The organism is Streptomyces polyrhachis, from assembly GCF_042663125.1.
Lineage (GTDB): Bacteria > Actinomycetota > Actinomycetes > Streptomycetales > Streptomycetaceae > Streptomyces > Streptomyces polyrhachii.
Window position 1 is genome coordinate 13564 of the sequence record NZ_JBHSZO010000041.1, and the last position, 21588, is coordinate 35151.

General features: G+C 70.4%; 25 protein-coding genes and 2 pseudogenes. 18 read left to right on the forward strand and 9 right to left on the reverse strand.

The window, feature by feature from the left end:
- Positions 1–65 precede the first annotated feature (65 nt).
- Entirely contained in the window at positions 66–1388 is a 1323-nt protein-coding gene (locus ACFQLX_RS21720) for a hypothetical protein (protein WP_386417654.1), read from the reverse strand.
- 562 nt (positions 1389–1950) lie between these two features.
- Here ACFQLX_RS21720 and ACFQLX_RS21725 point away from each other — a divergent pair.
- From ACFQLX_RS21725 to ACFQLX_RS21755, 7 genes are all read left to right on the forward strand, one after another.
- Positions 1951–2079: a hypothetical protein gene (locus tag ACFQLX_RS21725; protein WP_386417656.1), complete on the forward strand. Its 129-nt coding sequence runs from the start codon at positions 1951–1953 to the stop codon at positions 2077–2079.
- A gap of 50 nt (positions 2080–2129) precedes the next feature.
- Positions 2130–2378: an ATP-binding protein gene (locus ACFQLX_RS21730; RefSeq protein WP_386417658.1), complete on the forward strand. Its 249-nt coding sequence runs from the start codon at positions 2130–2132 to the stop codon at positions 2376–2378.
- A gap of 103 nt (positions 2379–2481) precedes the next feature.
- Positions 2482–2943: a hypothetical protein gene (locus ACFQLX_RS21735; RefSeq protein WP_386417660.1), complete on the forward strand. Its 462-nt coding sequence runs from the start codon at positions 2482–2484 to the stop codon at positions 2941–2943.
- Positions 2944–3147: 204 nt separating this feature from the next.
- On the forward strand, positions 3148–3705 hold the full coding sequence (locus tag ACFQLX_RS21740; RefSeq protein ID WP_386417662.1) for a hypothetical protein: 558 nt from the start codon (positions 3148–3150) through the stop codon (positions 3703–3705).
- A gap of 178 nt (positions 3706–3883) precedes the next feature.
- Positions 3884–4006, forward strand: a complete 123-nt coding sequence (locus tag ACFQLX_RS21745; RefSeq protein ID WP_386417664.1) for a hypothetical protein — start codon at positions 3884–3886, stop codon at positions 4004–4006.
- 21 nt (positions 4007–4027) lie between these two features.
- Entirely contained in the window at positions 4028–4372 is a 345-nt protein-coding gene (locus tag ACFQLX_RS21750) for a DUF6247 family protein (RefSeq protein ID WP_386417666.1), read from the forward strand.
- Between the two features lie 40 nt (positions 4373–4412).
- Positions 4413–5096: a hypothetical protein gene (locus ACFQLX_RS21755; RefSeq protein ID WP_386417667.1), complete on the forward strand. Its 684-nt coding sequence runs from the start codon at positions 4413–4415 to the stop codon at positions 5094–5096.
- Positions 5097–5119: 23 nt separating this feature from the next.
- Here ACFQLX_RS21755 and ACFQLX_RS21760 read toward each other — a convergent pair whose 3' ends face one another.
- The 3 genes from ACFQLX_RS21760 to ACFQLX_RS21770 form a co-directional block, all read right to left on the reverse strand.
- Positions 5120–5422 carry a hypothetical protein gene (locus tag ACFQLX_RS21760; protein ID WP_386417669.1) on the reverse strand — a complete coding sequence of 101 codons (303 nt, stop codon included), beginning with the start codon at positions 5420–5422 and terminating at the stop codon, positions 5120–5122.
- Positions 5423–5427: 5 nt separating this feature from the next.
- Positions 5428–6174, reverse strand: coding sequence for a hypothetical protein (locus ACFQLX_RS21765; protein ID WP_386417671.1), 747 nt, complete (start codon positions 6172–6174; stop codon positions 5428–5430).
- Between the two features lie 216 nt (positions 6175–6390).
- A complete protein-coding gene (locus ACFQLX_RS21770) occupies positions 6391–6888 on the reverse strand; it encodes a DUF4279 domain-containing protein (protein WP_386417673.1) in 498 nt (165 codons plus the stop codon).
- On the opposite strand from ACFQLX_RS21770, the gene ACFQLX_RS21775 reads away from it, so the two are divergent.
- Positions 6775–7446, forward strand: coding sequence for an isochorismatase family protein (locus tag ACFQLX_RS21775; protein ID WP_386417674.1), 672 nt, complete (start codon positions 6775–6777; stop codon positions 7444–7446). The genes ACFQLX_RS21770 and ACFQLX_RS21775 overlap by 114 nt on opposite strands.
- A gap of 110 nt (positions 7447–7556) precedes the next feature.
- Complete coding sequence (locus ACFQLX_RS21780; RefSeq protein WP_386417676.1) at positions 7557–8954, forward strand: CoA transferase; 1398 nt, start codon at positions 7557–7559, stop codon at positions 8952–8954.
- A gap of 99 nt (positions 8955–9053) precedes the next feature.
- Here the strand turns inward: ACFQLX_RS21780 and ACFQLX_RS21785 are convergent, their stop codons facing one another.
- Positions 9054–9617 carry a chloramphenicol phosphotransferase CPT family protein gene (locus ACFQLX_RS21785; RefSeq protein WP_386417678.1) on the reverse strand — a complete coding sequence of 188 codons (564 nt, stop codon included), beginning with the start codon at positions 9615–9617 and terminating at the stop codon, positions 9054–9056.
- 185 nt (positions 9618–9802) lie between these two features.
- On the opposite strand from ACFQLX_RS21785, the pseudogene ACFQLX_RS21790 reads away from it, so the two are divergent.
- Positions 9803–10063, forward strand: a pseudogene (locus ACFQLX_RS21790) (hypothetical protein); the annotation flags it as partial.
- 19 nt (positions 10064–10082) lie between these two features.
- Here ACFQLX_RS21790 and ACFQLX_RS21795 read toward each other — a convergent pair.
- Positions 10083–10670 carry a cysteine hydrolase family protein gene (locus ACFQLX_RS21795; protein ID WP_386417680.1) on the reverse strand — a complete coding sequence of 196 codons (588 nt, stop codon included), beginning with the start codon at positions 10668–10670 and terminating at the stop codon, positions 10083–10085.
- 83 nt (positions 10671–10753) lie between these two features.
- Between ACFQLX_RS21795 and ACFQLX_RS21800 the strand changes: the two genes are divergently transcribed.
- Positions 10754–11731, forward strand: coding sequence for a GlxA family transcriptional regulator (locus ACFQLX_RS21800; protein ID WP_386417714.1), 978 nt, complete (start codon positions 10754–10756; stop codon positions 11729–11731).
- Positions 11732–11799: 68 nt separating this feature from the next.
- Here the strand turns inward: ACFQLX_RS21800 and ACFQLX_RS21805 are convergent, their stop codons facing one another.
- Positions 11800–12363 (reverse strand): zinc finger domain-containing protein, encoded by a 564-nt coding sequence (locus tag ACFQLX_RS21805; protein WP_386417682.1) that lies wholly within the window; start codon positions 12361–12363, stop codon positions 11800–11802.
- Positions 12360–13214, reverse strand: coding sequence for a hypothetical protein (locus tag ACFQLX_RS21810; RefSeq protein ID WP_386417684.1), 855 nt, complete (start codon positions 13212–13214; stop codon positions 12360–12362). The genes ACFQLX_RS21805 and ACFQLX_RS21810 overlap by 4 nt, the downstream gene beginning before the upstream one ends.
- Before the next feature lie 142 nt (positions 13215–13356).
- Here ACFQLX_RS21810 and ACFQLX_RS21815 point away from each other — a divergent pair, with 142 nt between their 5' ends.
- From ACFQLX_RS21815 to ACFQLX_RS21830, 4 genes and pseudogenes are all read left to right on the forward strand, one after another.
- A complete protein-coding gene (locus ACFQLX_RS21815) occupies positions 13357–13569 on the forward strand; it encodes a hypothetical protein (RefSeq protein ID WP_386417686.1) in 213 nt (70 codons plus the stop codon).
- A 143-nt stretch (positions 13570–13712) separates the two neighbouring features.
- Positions 13713–14819: pseudogene (locus tag ACFQLX_RS21820) on the forward strand (hypothetical protein).
- Positions 14820–14838: 19 nt separating this feature from the next.
- Entirely contained in the window at positions 14839–15159 is a 321-nt protein-coding gene (locus ACFQLX_RS21825; RefSeq protein WP_386417688.1) for a hypothetical protein, read from the forward strand.
- Between the two features lie 250 nt (positions 15160–15409).
- Positions 15410–15928 carry a hypothetical protein gene (locus ACFQLX_RS21830; protein ID WP_386417689.1) on the forward strand — a complete coding sequence of 173 codons (519 nt, stop codon included), beginning with the start codon at positions 15410–15412 and terminating at the stop codon, positions 15926–15928.
- A gap of 28 nt (positions 15929–15956) precedes the next feature.
- Here the strand turns inward: ACFQLX_RS21830 and ACFQLX_RS21835 are convergent, their stop codons facing one another.
- Positions 15957–16475, reverse strand: coding sequence for a DUF1203 domain-containing protein (locus ACFQLX_RS21835; RefSeq protein WP_386417690.1), 519 nt, complete (start codon positions 16473–16475; stop codon positions 15957–15959).
- A 585-nt stretch (positions 16476–17060) separates the two neighbouring features.
- On the opposite strand from ACFQLX_RS21835, the gene ACFQLX_RS21840 reads away from it, so the two are divergent.
- From ACFQLX_RS21840 to ACFQLX_RS21850, 3 genes are all read left to right on the forward strand, one after another.
- Positions 17061–18074, forward strand: a complete 1014-nt coding sequence (locus ACFQLX_RS21840; RefSeq protein WP_386417691.1) for a Dyp-type peroxidase — start codon at positions 17061–17063, stop codon at positions 18072–18074.
- 99 nt (positions 18075–18173) lie between these two features.
- Entirely contained in the window at positions 18174–18815 is a 642-nt protein-coding gene (locus ACFQLX_RS21845; RefSeq protein WP_386417692.1) for a DUF1345 domain-containing protein, read from the forward strand.
- 390 nt (positions 18816–19205) lie between these two features.
- A complete protein-coding gene (locus ACFQLX_RS21850) occupies positions 19206–21248 on the forward strand; it encodes an ATP-binding protein (protein WP_386417694.1) in 2043 nt (680 codons plus the stop codon).
- The last annotated feature ends 340 nt before the right edge of the window (positions 21249–21588 follow it).

Here is a 21588-nt window from a genome sequence, read left to right on the forward strand (position 1 = left end):
GGGTGGTTCGGGCTGCTGCGGCTGAACCGGCTTCGGTCTGGCGACAGCGTGAATCCCCGCCGTTCTCACTCTCGGTCCGCAGTCGCGGCGGGGTCCTCCGTGTCGTCCTCGGTGGTGGCGGCTGCCACGCGTTCGCGCCAGGTGGGCTCTGGGGGGAGCGGCGGGCTGGACACGACGGGGAGGCGGCTGGGGTTGGCGGTTTCGGTTGTGCACTTGCGGCAGAGGGGGCGTTGTCCTTCGACTTCGATGCCGCGGAAGGCGCGGTCGCAGCGTGCGCAGTTGATCATGGTGGGTGCTGGGATGGGGGTGATGGTGGGCCTGGGGGGCGGGGTTGGTGCTGGTTTGGGGGTGGGGCGGTAGGGCGGGAGGGGTGGCATGTGCTGGTTGAGGCGGAAGTCGATGAATCCGGCGGGGTTGCCGATGACGGTGCCGGGGTTGGGGAGGCCGCGGGTGAGGGCGTGGGTGATCTGCTCGGGGGTGACTTCGCGTTCCAGCCAGGTGGCGACGCAGGGTTCGAGTTTGCGGACGGCTGCGGCGGAGAGCAGGAGGCGCGGGTCGTGGGCGCGCAGGTTGATGAGGATTCCGGCGGGGCTGTCGATGGCGACGGGGGCCTCGTCGGGGGTGCCTGAGGGTTGCTCGGACGTCTCGGGGTTTTCGGTGTCTGCTGCTTCGCTCAGGAGTCCCCTGTCGAGGCGGGCGAGTTGCAGCTCCCGGCGGCGGATGCGGGGCGGTAGCGAGCGGCCTGCGCGCACGGAGGGGCAGATCTCCGGGCGGCCAACGAATCTGCTGGGGAGGGGGGTTGGCTTGCGGTGTCGGCGTGGGCGGGGAGCGTGCGGGAGGGCGTCGGCCCGCCAGGTGGGGGCCTGCTGCATGGCCTGCTCACGCCGCGCCTCGGGGGCCTGTTCGACGGTGGGTGCGGGGGCGGCCTCGGCAGGTACAGGTGCGGGTGCGGCTACGGGCGCGGTCTCGGCGGGTGCGGCCCTGGGGGCTGGCACCCGGGCTGATGGGGCCTGGGTGGGCCCCGGGGTGGCAGGGGGGAGGTCCTGCGCCTCGCGGGGGCATTCGTAGAAGGTGGTGCGGGTGACCCAGCGGCCGTCGGCGCGTTGGACGGGGCGGCGTTGCAGGTAGCCCGCTGCTTCCAGTTCGTTGAGGCCGCGGCGGATGCTGATCTGGCCGTTGGAGCACTGCTTGGCGAGGGTCTTGGCGCAGATGTCGGTGCCGTCGGGGAGGGCGTTGATGCGCCAGCCGAGACCGGCTGCGAGGGGCGAGAGGGCGCTCTCGGGGGTGAAGTGATCGCCGTAGCGACAGGCGCGGGCGTGGTGTTGGGATCGTACGTGGACGACACCGGAGCGAACCGCAAAATCGGGGTTGCCGGTGGGCGCGGGCATGCCAGGACTAAGCTGAGGAACAGCCATCGGGAAGGTCTCTGCTTCCTTGAAGGTCAGGCTCCCGTCAGGACGTAGGACTCCTGGCGGGGCCGTTTTTTTCGCCGGTTTCTCGGCGACCGTACCGCACCGAACCGCCCACATCCCCCTCGTTCACCCATTCGGGGGACCTAGGAGACTTTTGTTCAATAGGTCCGGTAGGTCGGTTGGTTTTTCCCCCACCCAGTAGTCGTGCATGTAGGTCACAGCCCGACCCACCGGAGCTCGGTAAAGCGAGCCCCGGTCCCCGCCCACCGGAGCTCGGCCCCCCAAGCCCCGGCGCGACCAGGCACGATTACACACCGTGCCCACCCCACGGCCCGGCCCGGATCAATACGGAGCCAGGTGTGGAAGCATGGCCAGGTTGTGCCGCGGGAAGTGGCCCCCGTCACGGCAGCCCGGAGCCCGCGCTGATCAACTGAGCCGATGAACCGTGCCGCCGCCCTTCCCGCCGTGGTCCTCGGCGGCGCCCTGCTGCTGAGCGCCTGCGGCTCGCCGCACCCCCTCACCCTCCAACCGGGCCAACATGCCCACGTTGGCCTGGTCGGGCGCAACACCACCCACCTCTTGGAAGTGCGAGTCCCAGCGCGACGTCTTCACCGCCCTGAACGTCACCCCGCCCAAGAAGATCATCGATCTGACCGCAGGCCGCTGACCAGGCGCTATCCACCCGCCTAGTGACACGCCATCTCGGCGTGCTCACAGGTGTTTCCGCAGGCCAACGCCACTTTTCGTGCCCTAGTCGGCACTGCTAACTGCGGAACTCGGGCTGTGGCGATAGCCTCCAACGAATCCTTTGGAGGCTGGACCAAGACCTTCACCAATCCCCGGCTCTGCGCGGCCATCGTGGACCGCCTCGCCTTCGGCGGCAACATCATCGAGACCGGCACCGACTCCTACCGCCTGGCCGTCACACGGGCCCGCGCCGAAGCGGCCGCGGCGGTCACGAGCTGACGTCTGTCCCGGTCACAGGGCTAGAGCCTGTCTCTTCGATGAGCTGATCAATTGATCGGTGCCCCCTGGGGGCTTGCGGCATCGCGCATGGAATCCTGGCTGCATGGATACGTTCGCGAACCGACTCGACGGTGGGTGGAAGTGGTGGGAGGCCGCCATCGAAGAAGCGCAGGAAGGGTGCTGGGTTCGTGACGCTGTGGAACGGCAAGTGATCAAGGATATCGGGGCCGCCACAAACCCTCTCCATGATGGGCGGGTTGCCCCGTTCGCCGAGGACTCGTGGCACGTGCGCATCGGGAGGATTGCGAATTGGGCCGGGGTGCTGCGGCTCGCTGCCCGGTCAGGTGGGTGGGCACTCCAACCGGTCGCCGGAGTCCACCCACCGCGCCCCGCGGGGATGGCCGAGCTGTTGTCTGGCATCTACGCGGTCGGCGAGCAAGGAGAGATCTGGATGCAGCAGCTCTTGAAGGGCGAACTGCCACCAGAAGAGGAGATCGCGAAGGCTGAGGGCTTCCTCACCGGGCCGGGGTCTCTCGAGGACCTTGAGCTCTTCTTTTACGACTGAATCACCGCTCAGTCGGTGATCGATGTCCAGAACGGCCGAAGTTTTGGTCGCTCACGCGTCCAAGGTGGAGTCACTTCTCACATTCAGATCTTGGCCCTGAGGCCCCTGAACGGAGTCAGAACTGACCTACCGTTGGAGTCAGTTGTCACTGACGCAGCCAATAATCTGTGTCGGTGTCGGCGGCATCGTGTAAAGCTTCGGGCCATGACCTCACCCGAGCTCAGCGACCTGGACTATCTCCGGGAGATCGAGCGCCTTGCTAACCGCGTCGGCGTGGAGGCATCCAACGAGGGATGGCTTTCTTTCGAGGAAGATTCGGAAGAGGCGACACCACTCCAGCGCAGCGTGAACGCGCTTGCTCGGACTCTGCGGTCTTACCACTTCAAGGGCGATGGCTGCCTTGGGGAGGACCGGCCTCTGGTCCGCCTCATCGGAGCCACGGTGTTGAAGCCCAAGGCCATGCCGTTCGGGATGGAGGAAACGTACGAGGAGGCGTGTGCACGGATCGGCGTCGAACCCAGGCCGGAGGGCTGGGCACTGTGGAACACCTGGGACGACGGAAATCTGAAGGTGACCATGGTGGTGTCAGCAGTCGAGACGACCGAGGGGCTGTTCAAGGCCTGGGCCAACGGAAGGGCACTTGACCCGGCGTCACCGCTGCCCTCACAGATCGCCCTCGTCCGCCGGGGATGGATAGGACCGATGGTGTTCTCGCCTCGCGCTGTCGGACGGATGGCCCTTGGCGGTCTGCCGCTGTCCTAGGTAGGCTCCGGCCACCGGTCAGAACTGTGTCCACGTGAGGATCCCGCGACGGCAGGGGTTGCCTGCGGGCGTGATGGTCGGCGCTGGATCAGGCACCGCCCGCTCGGGCTGAACGGGGCCGGGCCCGCAGGGCAGGCAGGCGGGCGCAGTCCTCCGCTCCGGCCAGGGTATCCAGTCCATGAGCGTCCTGTGTGAACTGCTGCTGCGAGAGACCGTCGCCGGGCGGGTCTCGGCCGGACCCGACGCCGCGCCGCGCGATGAGGTCGCTGCCACCCTGTCCCCGCTCCACTCCGCTGCCTGAGACCTCACGGAGGAGTCCGCCATGACCGAACGCGCCGCAGAGCCCACAGGCCCCGTCATCCCCCTGCCCGAGAAGACCCCGGCCGCGCTGCGCATCGCTGTCGGACGCCTCGACCCAGACGCTCTCGCCACGTTCGATCAGCAGTGGCACGAGGCGATGTGCCAGGCCCGTGACGAGTACACCCTCACCCCGCCCCGTGCCTTTGTCGAACACTGGTGGTCATGGGTCGGAGTAGCCCGCTACCCGCAGCGCCTGGCCCGCTTCCGCGAGTGCGAGCGCATCGTCAGCGAGTCGGACGACCGCGCCGAGCGCCGTGCTGCCGCGACAGTGCTGGCATCCCTCCTCACGGTGAGCGCCGCCGCGTGAGCCGGTGGGGCCGGCTGACTACCTGCGTACCGGAGAACCAGTGAAGCTACCCATCGCCATCCACCAAGCACGGCTCGGATCAACGGAGTTCAAGGTCATCCGACCTGCCCAACCCCTCGCCCACGCAGTGCTCATCGACCGCGACCGGCACCTGGACGCCTACCTCGGCCAGGACGCCGCCCAGCGGATCGGCGCCCTGTGGCAGCTCGCCGCCTCTTCGCCGCGCTCGCTGATCCACCTGCCGATACGGGGCAACGCCGGCCCCTCTCACGGGCCGCCGGAAGGCGACAGGCGGCAGCTCGATCTCGTACTGCTGCACCATTCGCTCCAGTTCGCACCCTCACGCTGGAAGGAGCTACGAGGACGACTCGGCCCGGGGCGTCCGCAGACCGTGACGCTGCCCGACCCGGGACGCGGCGACGAAGCCGTGGAGGACTACGAGGCGCGGCACTACCGGGAGAACCGGGACCTGTTCCACCAGCATCTCCACGCCGAGACCCTGTTCATGACCGGCAGCGCGAAAGTGTTCCTGGACACGGCCCGACACTTCTCCGACATCGCCAGAAACGGCCCCGGACACATCGCCACCCACTCCAACTACCCGCATTTCTGCACCACGTTCCACTCCAACGACGGCACCCTCGGCACGGCACGCGAGCTCCACATTGAGTACTGCGACCAGTGGGACCCTGCCCCTTTGGGTGTCCGCCCCCGACGTCGCTGACCCACCTCGGCCGGGCTGCCGCCCTACAGCGCCCCGGGCCCGTTGCCGGTGCCATCGGGATTCGGCCCGAAGGCAGCCGCAAGAACGGCAGGCACATCCGCCGCGGGTACGGCAGCACGCACCTGGGCCAGGACGTGCGGGAAGTCCCCATCATCGACAGCGCCCTGGTAGTCCTGGCGTAGCCGGTGGATGACCTCCACCAGCTCGGGTCGCAGTTGCATCCAGGGTCCGTTGATTCCGGACGAGGTCAGCTCCAGGTACCAGGCGTCGTCGGGCACGGAGTACATCGCGGTGATCGCGTAGTCGCCGTTCGGGTGCGCGACCATCGTCCTCAGCCCTTCCTGTCGGTCTTCGGAGAGATGGCGCGGCCCTCGGCGTCCGGCGCCAGTCGCAGCCCGGCCATGGCAAGGAAGTCGGCGAGGTCGATCCGGCCGCCGTTAGTCCCGTCGTCCCAGCTGGTCCAGAGCCTCGACTCCTCGCCGTCCCAGGTGTCCGTGTCTTCGCTGGGATGCTGCTCGACGGTTCCCTCGCCGTGCCGGTACCGCAGGTACAGGTACCGACCCCCGCTTGTCCACGCATCCCATTGCGATGGATGGGCCCCGCAGGTCTGCACCACTCGCGCAAGGGAAACGTCCTCGTGCAGGTGGGCCTCGACAGCACCCAGCTGACGATCGTGGGCGATGACGAGGTCATCGTCGAGGCCGAGCAGGCGAACGCTCCCGCCGGGGAAGTGGAGCGTGAGGCCGGCCGTGAAGTCGACACGGCCGTCGTTGTAACCGATCTCCCGAACCGAGCGGACCGGCTGTCCGATGAACCGGGTCAGCGGAAGGCCCGGTGAATCAATGACCACCGAGACGTTGCCGTACTCCGCCATCGCATACGGTCCGTGCGGCTGGTCGACGCGCAGCGACAGCCCGATCCCGGGCGTGTGGAACAGAACCGGGCCCAGTCCCTCCAGGTGCAGCCACAGGTGCAGCAGCGTCGGTTCGTCGTCGGAGTAGTGGTGCCAGGACGCGGTCACCTGCACCAGTCGCTTACCGATCAGGTCGGTGGCAGGCAGCTCCCGGTCGTCGATCACCAGCCGATGTTTGCACGGCCTCACCGCTGGCACGCCCGAATTCTCGCGTCCATCTCTCGCGCGAGGACGCGAGGAGGGGGGACACGGCCTCCGCGGCGGATCTTGAGTCGGTGGCCGCACAAAGTTCGTTCATCGCCGTTGCCCGCCTCGGCCATGGCAGCGACCGGACGGTGAAAGCCCATGCCGAGGGTGGCAGCGTCTGCGCTGGTCGGTCACTCACCTTGCGGATCTGTCGTCCGGATAGTTTCTGGTCAGGTCGTACTCGTCGACGTCAAGAACGGCGCCGGTGGCGTGGAGAAAGTCGAGTGTGTCGCGGCCCAGGTGCCAACCGAACAGGTTCGGGGGATCAGTCGTGGCGTCCGTACTGCGGGGCTGATCCTGCTGATCGGATCCTGTGGAGAAACAACGTACGACTTGGAGAACGGCGCTCGGGCCTTGAGGGCCTTCGGCGTCCAGGCGCCGGGCAAGAGCGGCGATGGCGTCGGCGTGCGGAGTCAGTCGTTCGACCACGCGGGCGATCTGTTCGTCGACGGATAGTCCGGGTTTGCGGCAGACAACCTTCCAACGGTGCGTGGTCGGAAGGGCGTTGGGCTCAAGCGTGTGGCTGCCGCGGATGACCTTTTCGTCGGGTTCCAGTCCGAGGACTGCGGTCATTTCCGCTGCGGAGGTCTCGTAGCTGGACAACGCGAAGTAGGCGTACTGATCGACGGGCATGGAGGTCATCATGCGCCAGCACTTCGCATCCCGCATGGCAACCAGTCCGCGCGTCTACCGCGCCTCGTTCGCCGGGCAGGGCCCGACCACACCGTCGAAACCATCGCGGGGCTCAGCCCCCGGGCGCGGGCCGCGGACGTTCCCGTCATCACGGTCCAGCAGCAGGGGTGCGGCGATGTCCTGCCCGAACTGGCGCCGCAGGATGGGGAGTCGGTGGTGACGAAGACCTGTGCGGACGCCTTCCTGGACACCGGTCTCGACGAGACGCTGATCCGACTCGGCGTGACAGAAGTCCTGGTCACCGGTTTCGCCACCGAGAACTGCGTGGAGACGACCGCCCGCCAGGCCCTCAGCCGCGGCTACGACCTGGTGCTGGTGGTGGACGGCCACACCACCTCGGTCCGCCCCCAGTCAACGGACTTCGCCCCGCCGGACCAGTCGATCGCCCACCACAACGAGATCTACCGACACATCGACTTTCCAGCCCGCAGCGTTCGCGCCCTGCCCGCCACAGGGATCGACTTCACCGCGCCGAAGCGGGATGCGCCCGAGAGGTAAAGGTGGGGCGCCGGCAGCCGTACCTTCCGAGGGACAGTTGCCGTCGGAGAGAAGCCGGCTCCGGGGATCTGCCCCTCTCCGAAAATGACACTCAGTGCCATAGTGTGAGGATGAATTCTTCGCTGTCCTCGGGGTCCTCGCATGCTTGGGCGGCACTGGGTGCCGATTCGTCGCTGCTGGACCGGGTGTCCTACGGCGGTGCGTCCGGAGGGCTGCCGGCGCGGCTGCCCGTCATGGAGTTGGCGCGTGCCACGGTCGCGGTGTGCTCGCTCGCGGCGGCCGAGCTCACCTCCGTACGCACCGGGCGTCCCGTTCCCCGGGTGCATGTTGATGACGAGGCAGTCGCAGCGGCGTTCCTCAGCGACCGGTTGGTGCGGGTCGACGGGCAAGCGTGGTCGACGTTCTCGCCGCTGTCCCGATTCTGGCGGGCGGCCGATGGATGGGTTCGTACGCACGCCAACTACCCGCACCACCGGGCCCGGTTGCTCGCAGCTCTCGGGGTGCCGGAGGGCGGCCCGGACGAAGCGGACGCGGTGGGCCGGGTGATCGCCCGGCTTTCCGCGCCAGAGGTGGAGGAGACCGTGTACGCGGCGGGCGGTCTGGCCGTCGCGGCACGCAGCCCCGAGGACTGGGCCACAAGCGAGCAGGGGGTCCTGGTCGCGGGGCAGCCGCTGCTGACGACAGCGCGCATCGATGATGCCCCTGACCGGATGCCTGGCGGTGCGGCACTACCGTGCGCAGGTCTGCGCGTCCTGGATCTGACCCGAGTGCTGGCCGGACCGGTCGCCACCCGAACGCTGGCGTTGCTCGACGCTGACGTGCTGCGGATCGACGCCCCACAACTGCCGGAAAGCCAGGAGGCCCACAACGACACAGGAATGGGGAAGCGCTCGACCACCCTGGACCTGGGAGAGGCCACCGACCGCAGGCTCTTCGAGGGACTGCTCAACAAGGCAGACGTGGTGGTCACCGGATACCGGCCGGGCGCGCTGGAACGCTTCGGACTCACACCCGAGGCGCTCGCCGAGCGCCGTCCGGGTCTCGTGATCGCCCAGCTCTCCGCGTGGGGCCGTTACGGGCCGTGGCACGAGCGGCGCGGCTTCGACAGCCTGGTACAGGTGGCCACCGGAATCGCCGAACTGGAGGGCTCATCGGACTCGCCCGGCGTGCTGCCGGCCCAGGCACTCGACCACGGCACCGGTTATCTGCTCGCGGCCGGCGTACTGCGCGCACTCACTGAGCAGCACCGCACGGGCGGCACCCGACTCGTCCGTCTGTCCCTGACACAAACCGCGCACTGGCTGGTCCACGACCTGGCAGCCGCTCCGGGAAAGGACGAGGACTTCGACGCCGAGCGCCGACTGACCGAGACCGCCAGCCCCATGGGCCGACTGCGACACGCACTGCCGCCGCTGTCATACGAGGGGAGCCCGGTGAACTGGGCGCGCCCGCCGGGCCTGTGGGGGACGGACACCCCGGCCTGGGACGGTCATGCGGAGGAGGCTTGAACACGGCGAACGGGCTGCCGCGACCTTGGCTACGTAGAGAAGTCGACACAGTGAGGCCACCAGGTCCTCAAGATCGACAACTGGCGGTTGCGGCGGGGGTTACCCGCCGCCGGTCAGGTGGCGCCGGCGGAGGCGGGTGAACGCGGTGGGGCTTGGGCGGTGGGGGAGGAAGTCTCTGATCTGCTGGGCGCATTCGCGGGGGCCGGCCGTGTCGGTGTCGCATTCCAGGTCGTAGTCGCCGTGGCGGTGGACGAGGTCGTACTGGTGTGCTGCGAGGCCCGGTGGGCGGTCGCCTCGGGCCTGTTCGCGGCGGGTCAGTTCGTCCCGTGGGCAGTGGACGCCGACGAAGAGGACGTTCTCGGGGCGTAGCACCGTCAGGCAGTCGAGCAGTCGCCACGGCTCGCTCAGCACATGGTCGACCACGAGGTCGTTGCCGGCCTCGGCCATCGCCGCGATCGAACGGTGAAATCCCATCCGGGTGCGCCGCAGCGCGGCGTCCAACTCCTGCGCTCCGAGCTCGCGTTTGCTGCGCATCGCGTTGAAGGCGTCGACGGCCAGGTGGAAGAAGACGCCGTCATCCAGGATGTCCAGCAGCTCGCGCGCGATGCTCGACTTCCCCGAACTGGACGTGCCGTTGAGGAAGATGATCCGGCCGGATGTCATACCGGCATGATCACATGGCGTCGCTCCGGCGCTGCGGTCAGGGGATTCGGCAGGCCCACGGGGCTTGTTGTCCGGTCGCCGGTCACCGGTCGCGCGTTCTGCGCCGGTCGATCGACGTCGCAGCCGCGGCTCTGCTGTCGGCGGACCCGCCTGGATGGTGCATCGTGGCCCGTCAGGCTGGCCGGATGGGGACGAACGCGGCTGTGCGCCGACTCGACCTGGGGTACTTCATCCGGCCGGCTTCGGAGACGGGTGGCCCGCAACCGCAAGTTGAGTCCGTACTCGCCTATCTGATGTGGCACGAGCGAGGGCTGATCCTCTTCGACACCGACACCGACACCGGCATCGGCATCGACACCGACACCGACAGCGCAGACGCCGAGACCGAGGCGCACTACCGGCCCCGGCGCCGTGCACTGCAGGAGGCGCTGTCGACGGCTGCTGTCACCAGGAGCGTCAGAAGCGTCAGGGACGCACGGCGCCCACGAGCTCGCCGGTCGTCACCACCCGGGCGAAGCCCCCGCCGTGCAGCGAAACGGCACTTGCCCGGGCCAGTTCGTCGGCCGACAGCTGCCAGCCGTTCGGGCCGGTCAGGTCGAAGGTGTGGGTGGCGTCGAGAGCGACCAGCACGTCGTAACCGAGGTTGCCGCCCATGCGGGCGGTGGTCTCCACGCACATGTTGGTCTGTATGCCGGCCAGTACGACCTGCGTGACGCCCGACGCCTTGAACCAGTCGTCAAGGTCGGGGGTGCCGTAGAACGCCGAGTTCACGGACTTGGTGACGAGCAGCTCCGGGCCGCCGCCCTTGCCGCGCCGCTCCTCGACGTACCCCTTGAAGTCGTTTCCCTCGTACCCGGTCCGCAGCGGTGAGCCGGGCTTGCCCGAGTCGTGCCGTACGAAGACGACCGGCCGGTCCGTGCCCTGCCAGGCCGCGATCAGCGAGGCGATGTTCTCGTCGGCGGCCGGGTTGTTGCGTGGGCCCCAGAACTCCGACTCGTCGAAGCCCTTCTGTACGTCCACCACTACCAGCGCCGCGTTGTGTGCGATCTCCATGCCCACGATCCTGCCGCACCGCCGGGCCCGCTCACAGAAGGTGAAAAGACAGCGATCGATGGTTTACTGCCACGGTGACCCGTCTGGCGCCGACCCACCGCATCGCCCTGCTCGCCTTCCCCGGTATCCGGGCCTTCGACGTCTCGGTGATCACCGAGGTGTGGGGGACGGACCGTACCGACCGCGGAGTGCCCGCCTTCGAACTGCGCCGGGTGGCCGCGGGCCCCGAACCGGTCCCGATGCGCGGCGGCCTCGCGCTCACACCGGACCGTACCCTCGCCTGGCTCCCCCGCGCCGAACTGATCCTGGTGCCGGGCCTCGACGACCACACCACCCCGGCGCCCGCGCCCGTACTGGCAGCTCTGCGCCGCGCCCACGCCCGAGGCACCACCATCGCCGCGCTGTGCGGCGGCGCGTTCACGCTCGCCCAGGCCGGGCTGCTGGACGGCCGCCGGGCGCTGACCCACTGGGCGCTGACCGACCTGCTGCGGGCCCGGCATCCACGGGTACGGGTCGAACCGGACGCCCTGTTCGTCCAGGACGGCAACCTGTGGACCTCGGCCGGAACCGCCGCCGGCATCGACCTGTGCCTGCACCTGGTGCGCGCCGCACACGGCGCGGAGGCGGCCGCGGCAGTCGCCCGCTCCATGGTCACCGCACCGTTCCGGACCGGCACCCAGGCCCAGTTCATCGAGCATCCGACACCGCACGCCGACCGTGACGCGGACGCGCTGGCGGAGGTACGCGCCTATGCCCTGGCCCATCTCGACGAGCCGCTCACCGTGTCCGCGCTCGCGGCCCGCGCCGGGATGTCGCCCCGCTCCTTCGCCCGACACTTCGCGGCGGCCACCGGGACCACCCCGCTGTGCTGGCTTGTCGACCACCGCATCGCGGCGGCCCAGAAGCTCCTCGAACGCACCGACCTACCCATGCCCGAGGTCGCCCGCCGCTCCGGTTTCGGCAGCGAGGTCACCATGCGCCAGCACTTCGCATCCCGCCTGGCAACCAGCCCGCGCGCCTATCGCACCTCGTTCGCCGAGCAACCGTCATCTACCAGGTAGCGCAGGCGGAGGCGAGTGCACGCGGTGGGGGGAGGAACTCCTTATATCCGCAGGCCACAACCCGTCGGTCAACCGGCGTTCAGCACGCGGGAGGCGTCGATCCGGGTGGGGTGCGCGTCGCGGCGCTGCTGGCCGCGGCTGTTGGTGCACGGTCGACCGGGCGGGGCGTGGCAGTACGGGCACGAAGCGGCCAGTTCGGGGCGGCGGCTGAGCGACTCGCGGCCCACGGACCGCAGCAGCGCGCGGGTGCGACCCTCGTACCCGCCGGGTTGCGCACCGGGCGGCAGCGCGGGGACGGTGACGGGAGCGGACCGGCCCTCCGCGATCGCTCTGCGCTCGTCGAGGAGGGCCGCCTTGTAGGAGGCGTCGCCGCAGTCCCCGTACGGTGGCTCGGCTTCGGTGTGCCGGTCGAGACGGTCGTTGCGGGCCTTGCGGATCTGGGAGCAGATCTCGCCGACGGAGACGAAGGAGTGTCCGGCGGCGATATGTCGCGCGACCGCCGCTCGCGCTTCGTCGAGGCCGTACGGGGCGAGGACGTCGTGCCAGGCGTCGGCGGTGAACTCGTCGAAACGCTGCTGCGGGCACATGGCGCGGACGTAGCGGGCGAGGGTGACGGTTTCGTCCTCGGTCACGGAGTCGTTACTTCCCGGGCTTCGCGGGCAGTGCGGCGCGCATGGGCGCGAGCCATGGCACGGTCGAACATGTCGTCGCTGGCCTGCTGTTGGCGGTCGCGGATCTCGGCGTCGGCAGGGGAGGGGGCGTGACGGGGGACGGGGGCGTAGTCGTCCTCGTAGCGGCGTTGGCTGAGCCAGTTGGCGGAGTTCTTGATGAAGCGGAACTCCTCGCCTGCCTTCTCGTGGGCGTACGCCCTCGCAGCGGCGACGACTTCGTGCGGGTCGGCTCCGGCGTCGAGGGCGGAACACCAGGCGGTGAGGGTGGCGTCGCGGTCGCGGCTCTTGGGGTAGGTGAGCCAGAAGTCGCCGAAGAGTTTCATGTCGATGGGTGGGGCGGCGAGTGCTTCTTCTTCTCGGGGAGATGAGGGGCATGAGAAGTAGGGGGTAGCCCCGGCTCCTTCTGAGTGAGCCATCGCTACCCCTTGTGGGGCGTGAGGGGGAGCGGTGGCTCTCCCTTGAGGGGGAGCGGTGGCTCCCTCCGTGGGGGCAGCGGTGGCTCCCCCTTCGAAGTGCGGTACTCGGAACGTCATGCGGATGCCGGGCTTGGCGTACATGACCCGGCCGTCCTTCTCGGCGACACCGATCGGGATGCGGAACTCCCAGCCGGACGAGGCAAGGCGCTTGAGCGCGTTGCGTACGACGGCGCTGTCCTTCGCCCCGGTCCAGCGTGCGAGGTCTTCGAGGCGGGCCCAGCTGGTGCGGGTGTCGTCCTTGGCGTCGTCGGCGATCTCCAGTGCGACCGCGCGCTGAAGACCGGTGATCCCTGAACCCAGCGCTTCGCGCAGGGCGCGGCGGAGTTTGTATCCCATCGGTCTCATCTCGCCTTCGTGCTGGGGGTGTTGGAGGATCCGGATTCCTCGGGCAGGTTGCGGACTCCCATGATTCACCAATCTTTAAAGATTGGCAAATGTGGTTAGTAAGGCTAGAATAGCCATCGCTTAGACTTTGGCCATGACCGCAGACCCCCGGATCAGGACCGCCGCCGACGGCGTGCAGGAAGTGGCCCTCACCGACGCCCGAGCCGTGCTCTCCCGCCTGATCGAAGACGCCCGGGAGGGGGGCAGGGTGAGTGCGCTGACGGTGCGTGGCCGCCGACGGATCTGCCTCGTGACGCCCGAGTTCTACGCGGAAGCGTTGAGGCTGATGGACGAGCGGTCGGGCTGACTGACCGGGAGGAGCCCCTCACGTCGACCCGACGGCCGTATCGCGGGCGGGGGCAGGTGGTGCCCTGGCCACGGATCGGGAAAACATGTTGGCTGGCCGCCTGCGAGCTGCGAAGATGTGCCCATTTCCCAGGGTGAGGACATTTGTTCGCTTTCGTGTGTGCGGGATGCGGCGCCGAGTTGACCGCCCCGCTGTCCCAGGTCGCACTGCCAGTCCACGCCCGTCAGAAGTACGGGAACGGCGCTCAACTTCCGGTACTCATGGAGCCGGGGACATGTGCCGTGGACCCGGACTCCTGGGGAGGGCCGTGGCGGATGTGGGACGAGATCGATCCGGCCGAGGCAGAGGCGCGCGGCATCTACGCGCCGGTCTACGCCCTGTCCGACAGCGCGCCCGGGGCGAGCGTCATCGCGCCCGGTGACATCCGTGGAACCCGGCTGATTCCCGAGAGGCGCGGCAGTGCCTGCTGCGGCCTGGACGGAGCCGACGGGCCCAACATGGCCTGCGAGGCATGCGACCTCCCCGTGGCGACCAGGGTCGACGACTGCTCGCTCTGGCAGCAGGCGAGGCTCGCCTCGGACGCCGTGCGCCGCGTCCCCGTCGGCGATGTCCACGCTGCGCCCCTCTCCTGGACGGAGTTGGCGGAGAGGGGGGAGGGAACGCCCCCGTTCGAGCCGATTGCCACGTGGGGAGGACGACGGTCGGAGTCGAACCACTACTGGTCGTGGAGCCCGCAGTGGGAGGCGGCGGCCGGCCACGCGCTGGCCCACCTGCTGGTTGCCTCCCAAGGGCAACCGGTGAAGGTCCCAGGCGGTCTGACCGCGGACGTGTTCCAACGCGCGCTCGACGCCCTGCTGCCAGTAGGTCCCCCGAAGCGGCACGCCGTCCTGGCCGGACCGGGACAGCCCTCCCCCGACACAGGCGCCGACATCCTCCTCGTACCGGTTCACCCCCAGACAGGCCGGACCTGAACCCCCGCTGGCCCGACTGCGGCATATCCGGTGCCCCTGCCGCTGGGGGTGTGGCTGTGGCTGGTCTCTCCCCACCCGCACCTGCCGGTTCCGGCATCAGGCCGCATGCCCGAAGGCGTACTCCGCGACGACCCGCTCCCGCTGCTCCCCAACTCCCCGTTCCGGGCCGACCGGGGAACATTCGAGCACACCGTTGTCCGGCTGCCAGCCGTTCGCAGTCCATGGCTGAGCACGATCCTCGAGAACCTTGCACAGGGCGCCTCAGCCGTTCTCATCTAGGCTGGACGGGGAGGGTGCAGTGGCTGCTGAAGGCTCAATTGTTTGGGAGGACGAGGGTGACTTCTTCTGCGTGCTCTCGACGTACGTCAAGTCCGATGAGGCGTGGGTCTTCGAGTTGAGTGAGGCCCGGCCTGGTCCAGTCGGCTGGGCATCATCCGGGAACGCGCAACATCTGCCTGGCCGCACCGCGGTGACCGTCATGGTCCATGACGAAGAGGTGGAGAAGCCGCCGTTCGTCTTCTTCGACGGCGACCAAGAGATGCCCTTCGAGATGCTGCGACGCTTCACGGAGTTCGTCGCTGGGGCCATTGCCGGGCCGTCCGAGGCTGACCAACGTTGACGGGCGACGGCACCCCTCACTGATCGGCGCGAGACGGGCGAGCCCCAACTGAGCGCAGATCAACGAGACGAAGACCAAGGCGCGTACGGCTGCATCACTCCCAATGCTGCACGCGGCGGATCGATCCTGCCACTGAATCCGCCGCCTACCTGCGCCCGCAGGGGGCGCATTCTTCCTCAACTACCTTGCGCACGTGAGGCGTTCGCGATCTCCGTCACCCGGATCGGGTGCTCCCTGCACAGTAGGGACGATGAATCGAAGATACGTACCTCTTCTCGGGTGGACGCTGGCCACGGTGGGGGTTGTCGCGCTCTCCTGGTTCAGCGTCCAGGTGGTGCTCTCCGCCGCTGTCCACCCACGTGCCCTTCCGGCCGTCGCGCGGTACGGTTCCGCCCAGGTGGCCGCTCCCGGCGGGCCGGCAGGTGATGCGCGGGCCGGGCGCGCTTCGGGTACGGGTCCCGCCGCGCCCCGGTCCGACTTGCCGCAGCCGCGTCCCGAGCGCGGTACGAAGGCCGCCCAGCCGAGGCCGGTCGCGGACGGGGGCGGCGAGGTGGAGACGTACGACCTGCCGGGTGGGCGGGTGGTGCTGGAGATTGCGCAGAGCTGCGCGCTGGTCTCCGCGACCCCCGCCGCCGGCTGGGCGGTGGAGTCCTGGCGGGGGGCGCGGTGGATCCGTGTCGACTTCTCCCGGGGCGGCAGTCGGGGCTCGGTGGTCTGCAGTTGGCACGACCACGCGCCGCTGGTGGAGGTCGATGGGGACGCGGGATGACCTGCGGGCAGGTCTGCCGGTACGGCGGTTACCGCGCCTCGGTGGAGGGCCGGTGCACCTCGAAGAAGAAGCAGCCGTACTCCAGCGCCCGCACGTGTACGAGCACCACCTCCGGATCGCTGAACGCCTCGTCGAAGGCCGCGTCGAAACCGGCCGTGGCATCGACCGGGATCTCCAGGAGGCGCCCGCCGGCGATATGGCCCCGGGCGTCGTAGCGGCGCACGGTGCGCAGGGCGCCCGCCCGGTCGAAGGGGTAGCCCTCGCCGGGGATGAACCCGCCGCAGTCCTCGGCGTGGATGAAGACGGGCCCCTGCTCGTCGTACGCACCCGGAAGCGCACCCGTCGCGGCGGCCCAGCGTCGCAGCGGGGCGTACGAGACAAGGGCGATCCGCTCGCCGAGCTCGATGGGACGCAGGCAGCAGCGCAACGGGGATCCGGCGTCGTCGCTGGTCGCGAGGTACGGCACGCAGGCACGCCCGGCGTCATCGGCAACGCGCAGTTCCTTGAGGGCAGTTGGGTCGATAGGGAGCACGGTGTATGTGGTCATGGGTCCATGCTGACCCGCCGCACGGTCGCCTGCTGGCAGGAAACCGACGTCACGTTCGCGCGTGCCCGCGTACGAAGCGGCCGTGGAACGCTCGGCAGCAGCCGCGCATGACCTCCGTCGTGCGGGGCGGCAGCGTGGTGGTAGGAAAGTCCCGGGTGTCTGGCAACAGACGTGCAGACTCCGGGAGTTGAGCGCCCACGATCCCCGCCCCCACCCCCGCTATCCTCCGTCTCACGATGCCCCCGGCCCCCACCCACCCCCAGCGTCGCGTAGAGACGCAGCGTCACCCGGCCCCCGCTCAGCGAGGCCCCGGCCCAGGACCGACGCGGGTAGGCGCGTGCCCCCGAGGGGCCGGGCCGCGGGCGCCACGGAGTGGCGAAGCACCCCGCCGCGGAGCGGCGCAGCAGCACCTCCGCCGCGGAGCGGCGCAAAGCTCCCCAGCGCAAAGCCCCCGAAGACACCCACCTCACCCCACCCCACCCACCCCCCATTCCCCACCCTGCACACCCACCCCCCACCGGATAGTCTGCCCCCGACCCAAACGTCCGCAATGTCGCCCCATATCAGCAGAAGCACAGGAGCCTCATGGTCGTCTACACGCAGCCCATCACCGTGCCGCCCGCGGAGGCGGCCCTGTTCCTGGTGGTCACCATCAACCCGGGCAAGGAGGGCGCCGTACGCAGCGGGTTGGAGCAGCTGCCGGGGCTGACCCGCTCAGTGCGCTACCGCCTTCCCGAGAACCACCTCAGCCGTGTCGTCGGCATCAGCGACTCCGGCTACCGGCGGCTCTTCGACGGCCCCCGCCCCCGCTACCTGCGCCCCTTCCAGGCCCTGGAGGGCCCCCGCCACAAGGCCCCCGCCACCCCCGGCGACCTGCTGTTCCACCTGCGGGCGAAGACGACGGACCTGTGCTTCGAGCTGGGCAAGCTGGTCATGGAGGCGCTCGGGGACTCCGTCACCACCCAGGTGGAGGTGCACGGCTTCCGCTATTTCGACGAGCGCGACCTCCTCGGCTTCGTCGACGGCAGCGAGAACCCCACCGGCCCGCCCGGCGACGCGTCCGTCTACATCGGCGACGAGGACCCCCACTTCCGCGGCGGCAGCTACGTCATCACCCAGAAGTACCTGCACGACCTCACCACCTGGCAGGCGATGACCGTCGAGCAGCAGGAGATGGTCATCGGCCGCCACAAGCAGGACGACGTCGAGTTCCCCGACAGCGTCAAGCCCGCCGACGCGCACATCGTGGTCAACACCATCACCGTCGACGGCGTCCAGCACAAGATCGTCCGGGACAACATGCCCTTCGCCGAGATCGGCAAGGGCGAGTTCGGCACCTTCTTCATCGGCTACTCCCGCAACCCGGAGGTCACCGAGCTGATGCTGCAGCGGATGTTCATCGGCGAGCCCGTCGGCAACACCGACCGGATCCTGGAGGTCTCCACCGCCAAGACCGGCACCCTCTTCTTCGTGCCCAGCGAGGACTTCCTCGACAACCTCCCCGACGCCCCGGCCCACCCCGACACCTCCGAGTCCACCGCCCCGCCGCTCACCATGGCGCAGCTCAAGGAGGGCATCGCCAACGAGGGCTTCAAGTGACGTACCGCGCGGCCGCGTTCGAGCCCGGCGGCCGCGAGGCGGCGGCCCGCGCCGACCGTACGGACCACGCAGCCGCCGCCCCCGCACCCAGGACGTGAGATGAAGACCCCCCAGCGCCCCCTGTCGTACTCCGCCCTCTACCGCCTCGCCGGCTCGACCCTCCTGGGCGTCCTCGTCGGCGTGACCGTCGGGCTGAGCACGCGCGGGGCGCTGGGGCTGCTCTCCGGCATCACCGCCGGGGCGACGCTCTTCGTCGCGACGGGCTGGCTCGTGATGTGGCCCATGGACGCGGAGAAGACCCGCGCGAACGTGCGGCGCGAGGACTTCCAGCCCTTCGTCGAGGAGCTCGCGGTGATCACGTCCTCCGTGGGCGCGCTGATCGTCGTCGTGATGATGCTGCTGCTGGGCAAGTCCCACGGCAGCCATATCGGGGTGGCGATCGCGCTGGCCGGGGTCTTCATGTCCTGGGCGTCGCTGCACCTGATGTACGCGGCGCGCTACGCGTACATCTACTACGAGGTCACGCACGGCGGCATCGACTTCAACAACGACGACCCGCCCGCCTACGGCGACTTCCTCTACTTCAGCTACAACCTCGGCATGACCTACCAGGTCGCCGACACCAACGTCTCCGCCCCGAGGATCCGCCAGGTGGTGCTGCGCCAGTGCCTGCTGTCGTACCTCTTCGGCACCTGCATCCTGGCCATCGCGATCAACCTGGTGGCGGGGATCGTGGGCTGACCAGCCCCGCGTCAGAGCCCCGCCAGCCCCGCGTCCGACCCCCGCCAGTCCCCGCCGACCCGCGCCCGGCCTCCTGCGTCCGCGCCCCCCGCAGCCCTCCGCGCCCGCGCATTGCCCGAAATCGCCAGGATGTCCCGTACCTAGGTGCCCGCAGGCGCGTTCGTACGGGTCGCGTGGTCGTGTGATTCGGCTAAAGCCCGCGACACCTTGCCTCCCCGGCCCCGTTGGATTGGCCGAGTCCACTGCGCGCCCCGTGCCCAGGCCGATGAAGTAACGGTTCTGCAGCCGCCGCGCGGACGCGGGTGGACCGCAGGCGGTGACAGGTGACAGGTGACAGGCGGCGGCACGCAGGCAGCTGCGGGTCCGGACGGGGACGGAGAGCTGGGAGCAGTGGCGCGAGGGACGGGCACCAGCCCGAGTGGCAGGCCGGGGAAAGGCCCGAGCGGCCTGGGCAGCCGGGGCGGCGGCCTGCCCGCCCAGCAGACGGGCGGCAGCGGTGAACTCATCGGCCGCGAGGGGGAGTCGGAGCTCCTGCGCGACCTGCTCGCCGCCCAGCGCCTGATCACCGTGGCCGGCCCGGTCGGCGTGGGCAAGAGCGCCCTGGCGCGCGCCGCCCTCACCGGGCGCCCCCGCCAGGGCACGCCCCGGCGCGCACTGCGCGTGAACCTCGCCGCCCCCTCCACCGCCCGCGGCGACTCGGGCGCGGCGGCGTGCGTACGGGCCGCGCTGCACGGCGGCGGCACCCTGGAGGACGCCGCCGCGGCGCTCACCGCGCTGAGCGCGCGGCGCGGGCGCGGCGCCGAGACGCTGCTGGTGCTGGACGACGCCGACGCCGTGCACCGCGCCTGCCAGCGCCTGCTGCCCCGGCTGCTGGAGCGCCTGCCCACCCTGCGCATCCTGCTCACCTGCCGCCAACCCCTGGGCCTGGGCCAGGAGTACGTCCTGCGCCTGGCCCCGCTGGACTGGCGCCCCGACCCCGCCACCGGCGCCCCCGCCCCCGCCGTGCGGCTCCTGCTGCGCGCCGCCCCGGCCGCCCGCGCCCGTAGGGGCGGGGAGGAGGCCGCCGAGCTGGCGGCGGAGGTCTGCCGGTACGTCGGCGGGCTGCCCCTGGCCATCGAGCAGGCCGCCCACCAGCTCCTCCACATGCCGCTGCGCACCCTCGCCGAGCGGCTGCGCCACCGCCAGTGCTGGCTCACCAAGCCCGTCGCCGGCACGGCCGGCCCCGCCGTCCCCGCCCGCCACCGCTCGCTGCGCCAGGCGGTGGGCGCGGTGTACGACCTGTGCAGCCGCACCGAGCGGGTGGTGTGGAGCCGGGCCGCGACCTTCGCCGGGAGCTTCACCGAGGCCACGGCGGTCTTCATGTGCGCCGGCGGGGGCATCGAGCCCCACCAGGTGGCCCCCAGCCTGGCCCGGCTGGCCGCGCTGGGGGTGGTCGAGCCGCTCGGCGACCCCGGCGGCGCCACCGCGCCGCGGCTGCGCATGCCGCCGCCGCTGCGGGACTTCGGGCGCGAACGCCTGGCCCACGCGGGCGAGTTCGACGTGGCCCACGAGCGCTACCTCATCCACGGCCGCCAGCTGACGGCCGTGACGGAGAACCTGTGGAGCACCGGCAGCCAGCCCCACGCCGTACAACTGCTGCGCGAGGAGCTGGAGAACGTCCAGGCGCTGCTGCACCAGCCGCCCCGGGGCGGCGAGCACGTCGCCGGGCTGGTGGAGACGGTGCTGAACCTGTGGTTCCACTGGGCCGTCCACGAGGCCGCCGACGAGGGCCGCGAGCACCTGCGCCGCCTGCTGCCGCAGCTGCCGCCCGACTCCCCGCTGACGGTACGGGCCCAGTGGCTGCTCGCCTGGCTGACCGCCCGCGCCGACCCGCAGGGCGCCGGCGCGCTGCTGGACGAGGCGTGGCCGGCGGCGCTGCTGGCCGGCGACGACGCCGGGGCGGGGCGCGTGGCGTACGTCCAGGGCCTCCTCGCCCTTCAGCACGGCGACCTGGGCGCCGCCGCCCAACTGCTGGACGAGGCCGCCGACACCATCCCCGCCCACTCCTTCGGCGGCCCCTCCGCCGCCGCGGCCCTCGCCGTCCTGGCCCTGCTGCGCGCCCACACCCTGCACCCCGCCGCCCGCACCACCGCCCGCCGCGTCCTGACCGACCCGGCCCTGCGCGGCGACACCTGGGCCTGCTGGATGGCCCGTTACGCCCTGGCCGTGCACGACGCCCGCCGGGGCCGCGAGGCCGCCGCGCACCGGCGCGCCGAGCGGCTGCTGGCCGTACGGGGCCCCAGCGTGGTCACCGCGCGCCAGACCACGGCGCTGCGCCGCACGCTGCGCGACATCGAACGCGGTCGGACCCCGGCGACGCTGCCGCCGCTGATCCCGGTCTCCCACGCGGCGCCGCAGCTGCCGGAGGTGACCACGCGGACGGCGGCCTCGTGACGGGGGCCTCGTGACGACGGCTCCGTAACAGCGGATCCGCATACGTACACGCGGATACCCAGGACGCGCCCGGGCGCGGAATAGGTATACGGCTGTTGGGAGAACGAGCTGTTCGCGCCCCCGCCGCGGGGTGAAGCTGGAGACCGGCCGGGAAACCGGAACCGGCGCCGCTCCAGGACCTCGAGCGGCGTGCCGGCGCCCTGGCCGAGGCGGCGGCTGCCCAGTCGGTGAGGCAGTCCGCCGCCGCCCCTTCGCCACGACCGCGCCCCGTCACCCGCCCGGCTCGCCCCGGGCGGCGAGCCCGCCCCCGCGGCCGAACACTGGGACGAGTCTCTCCACG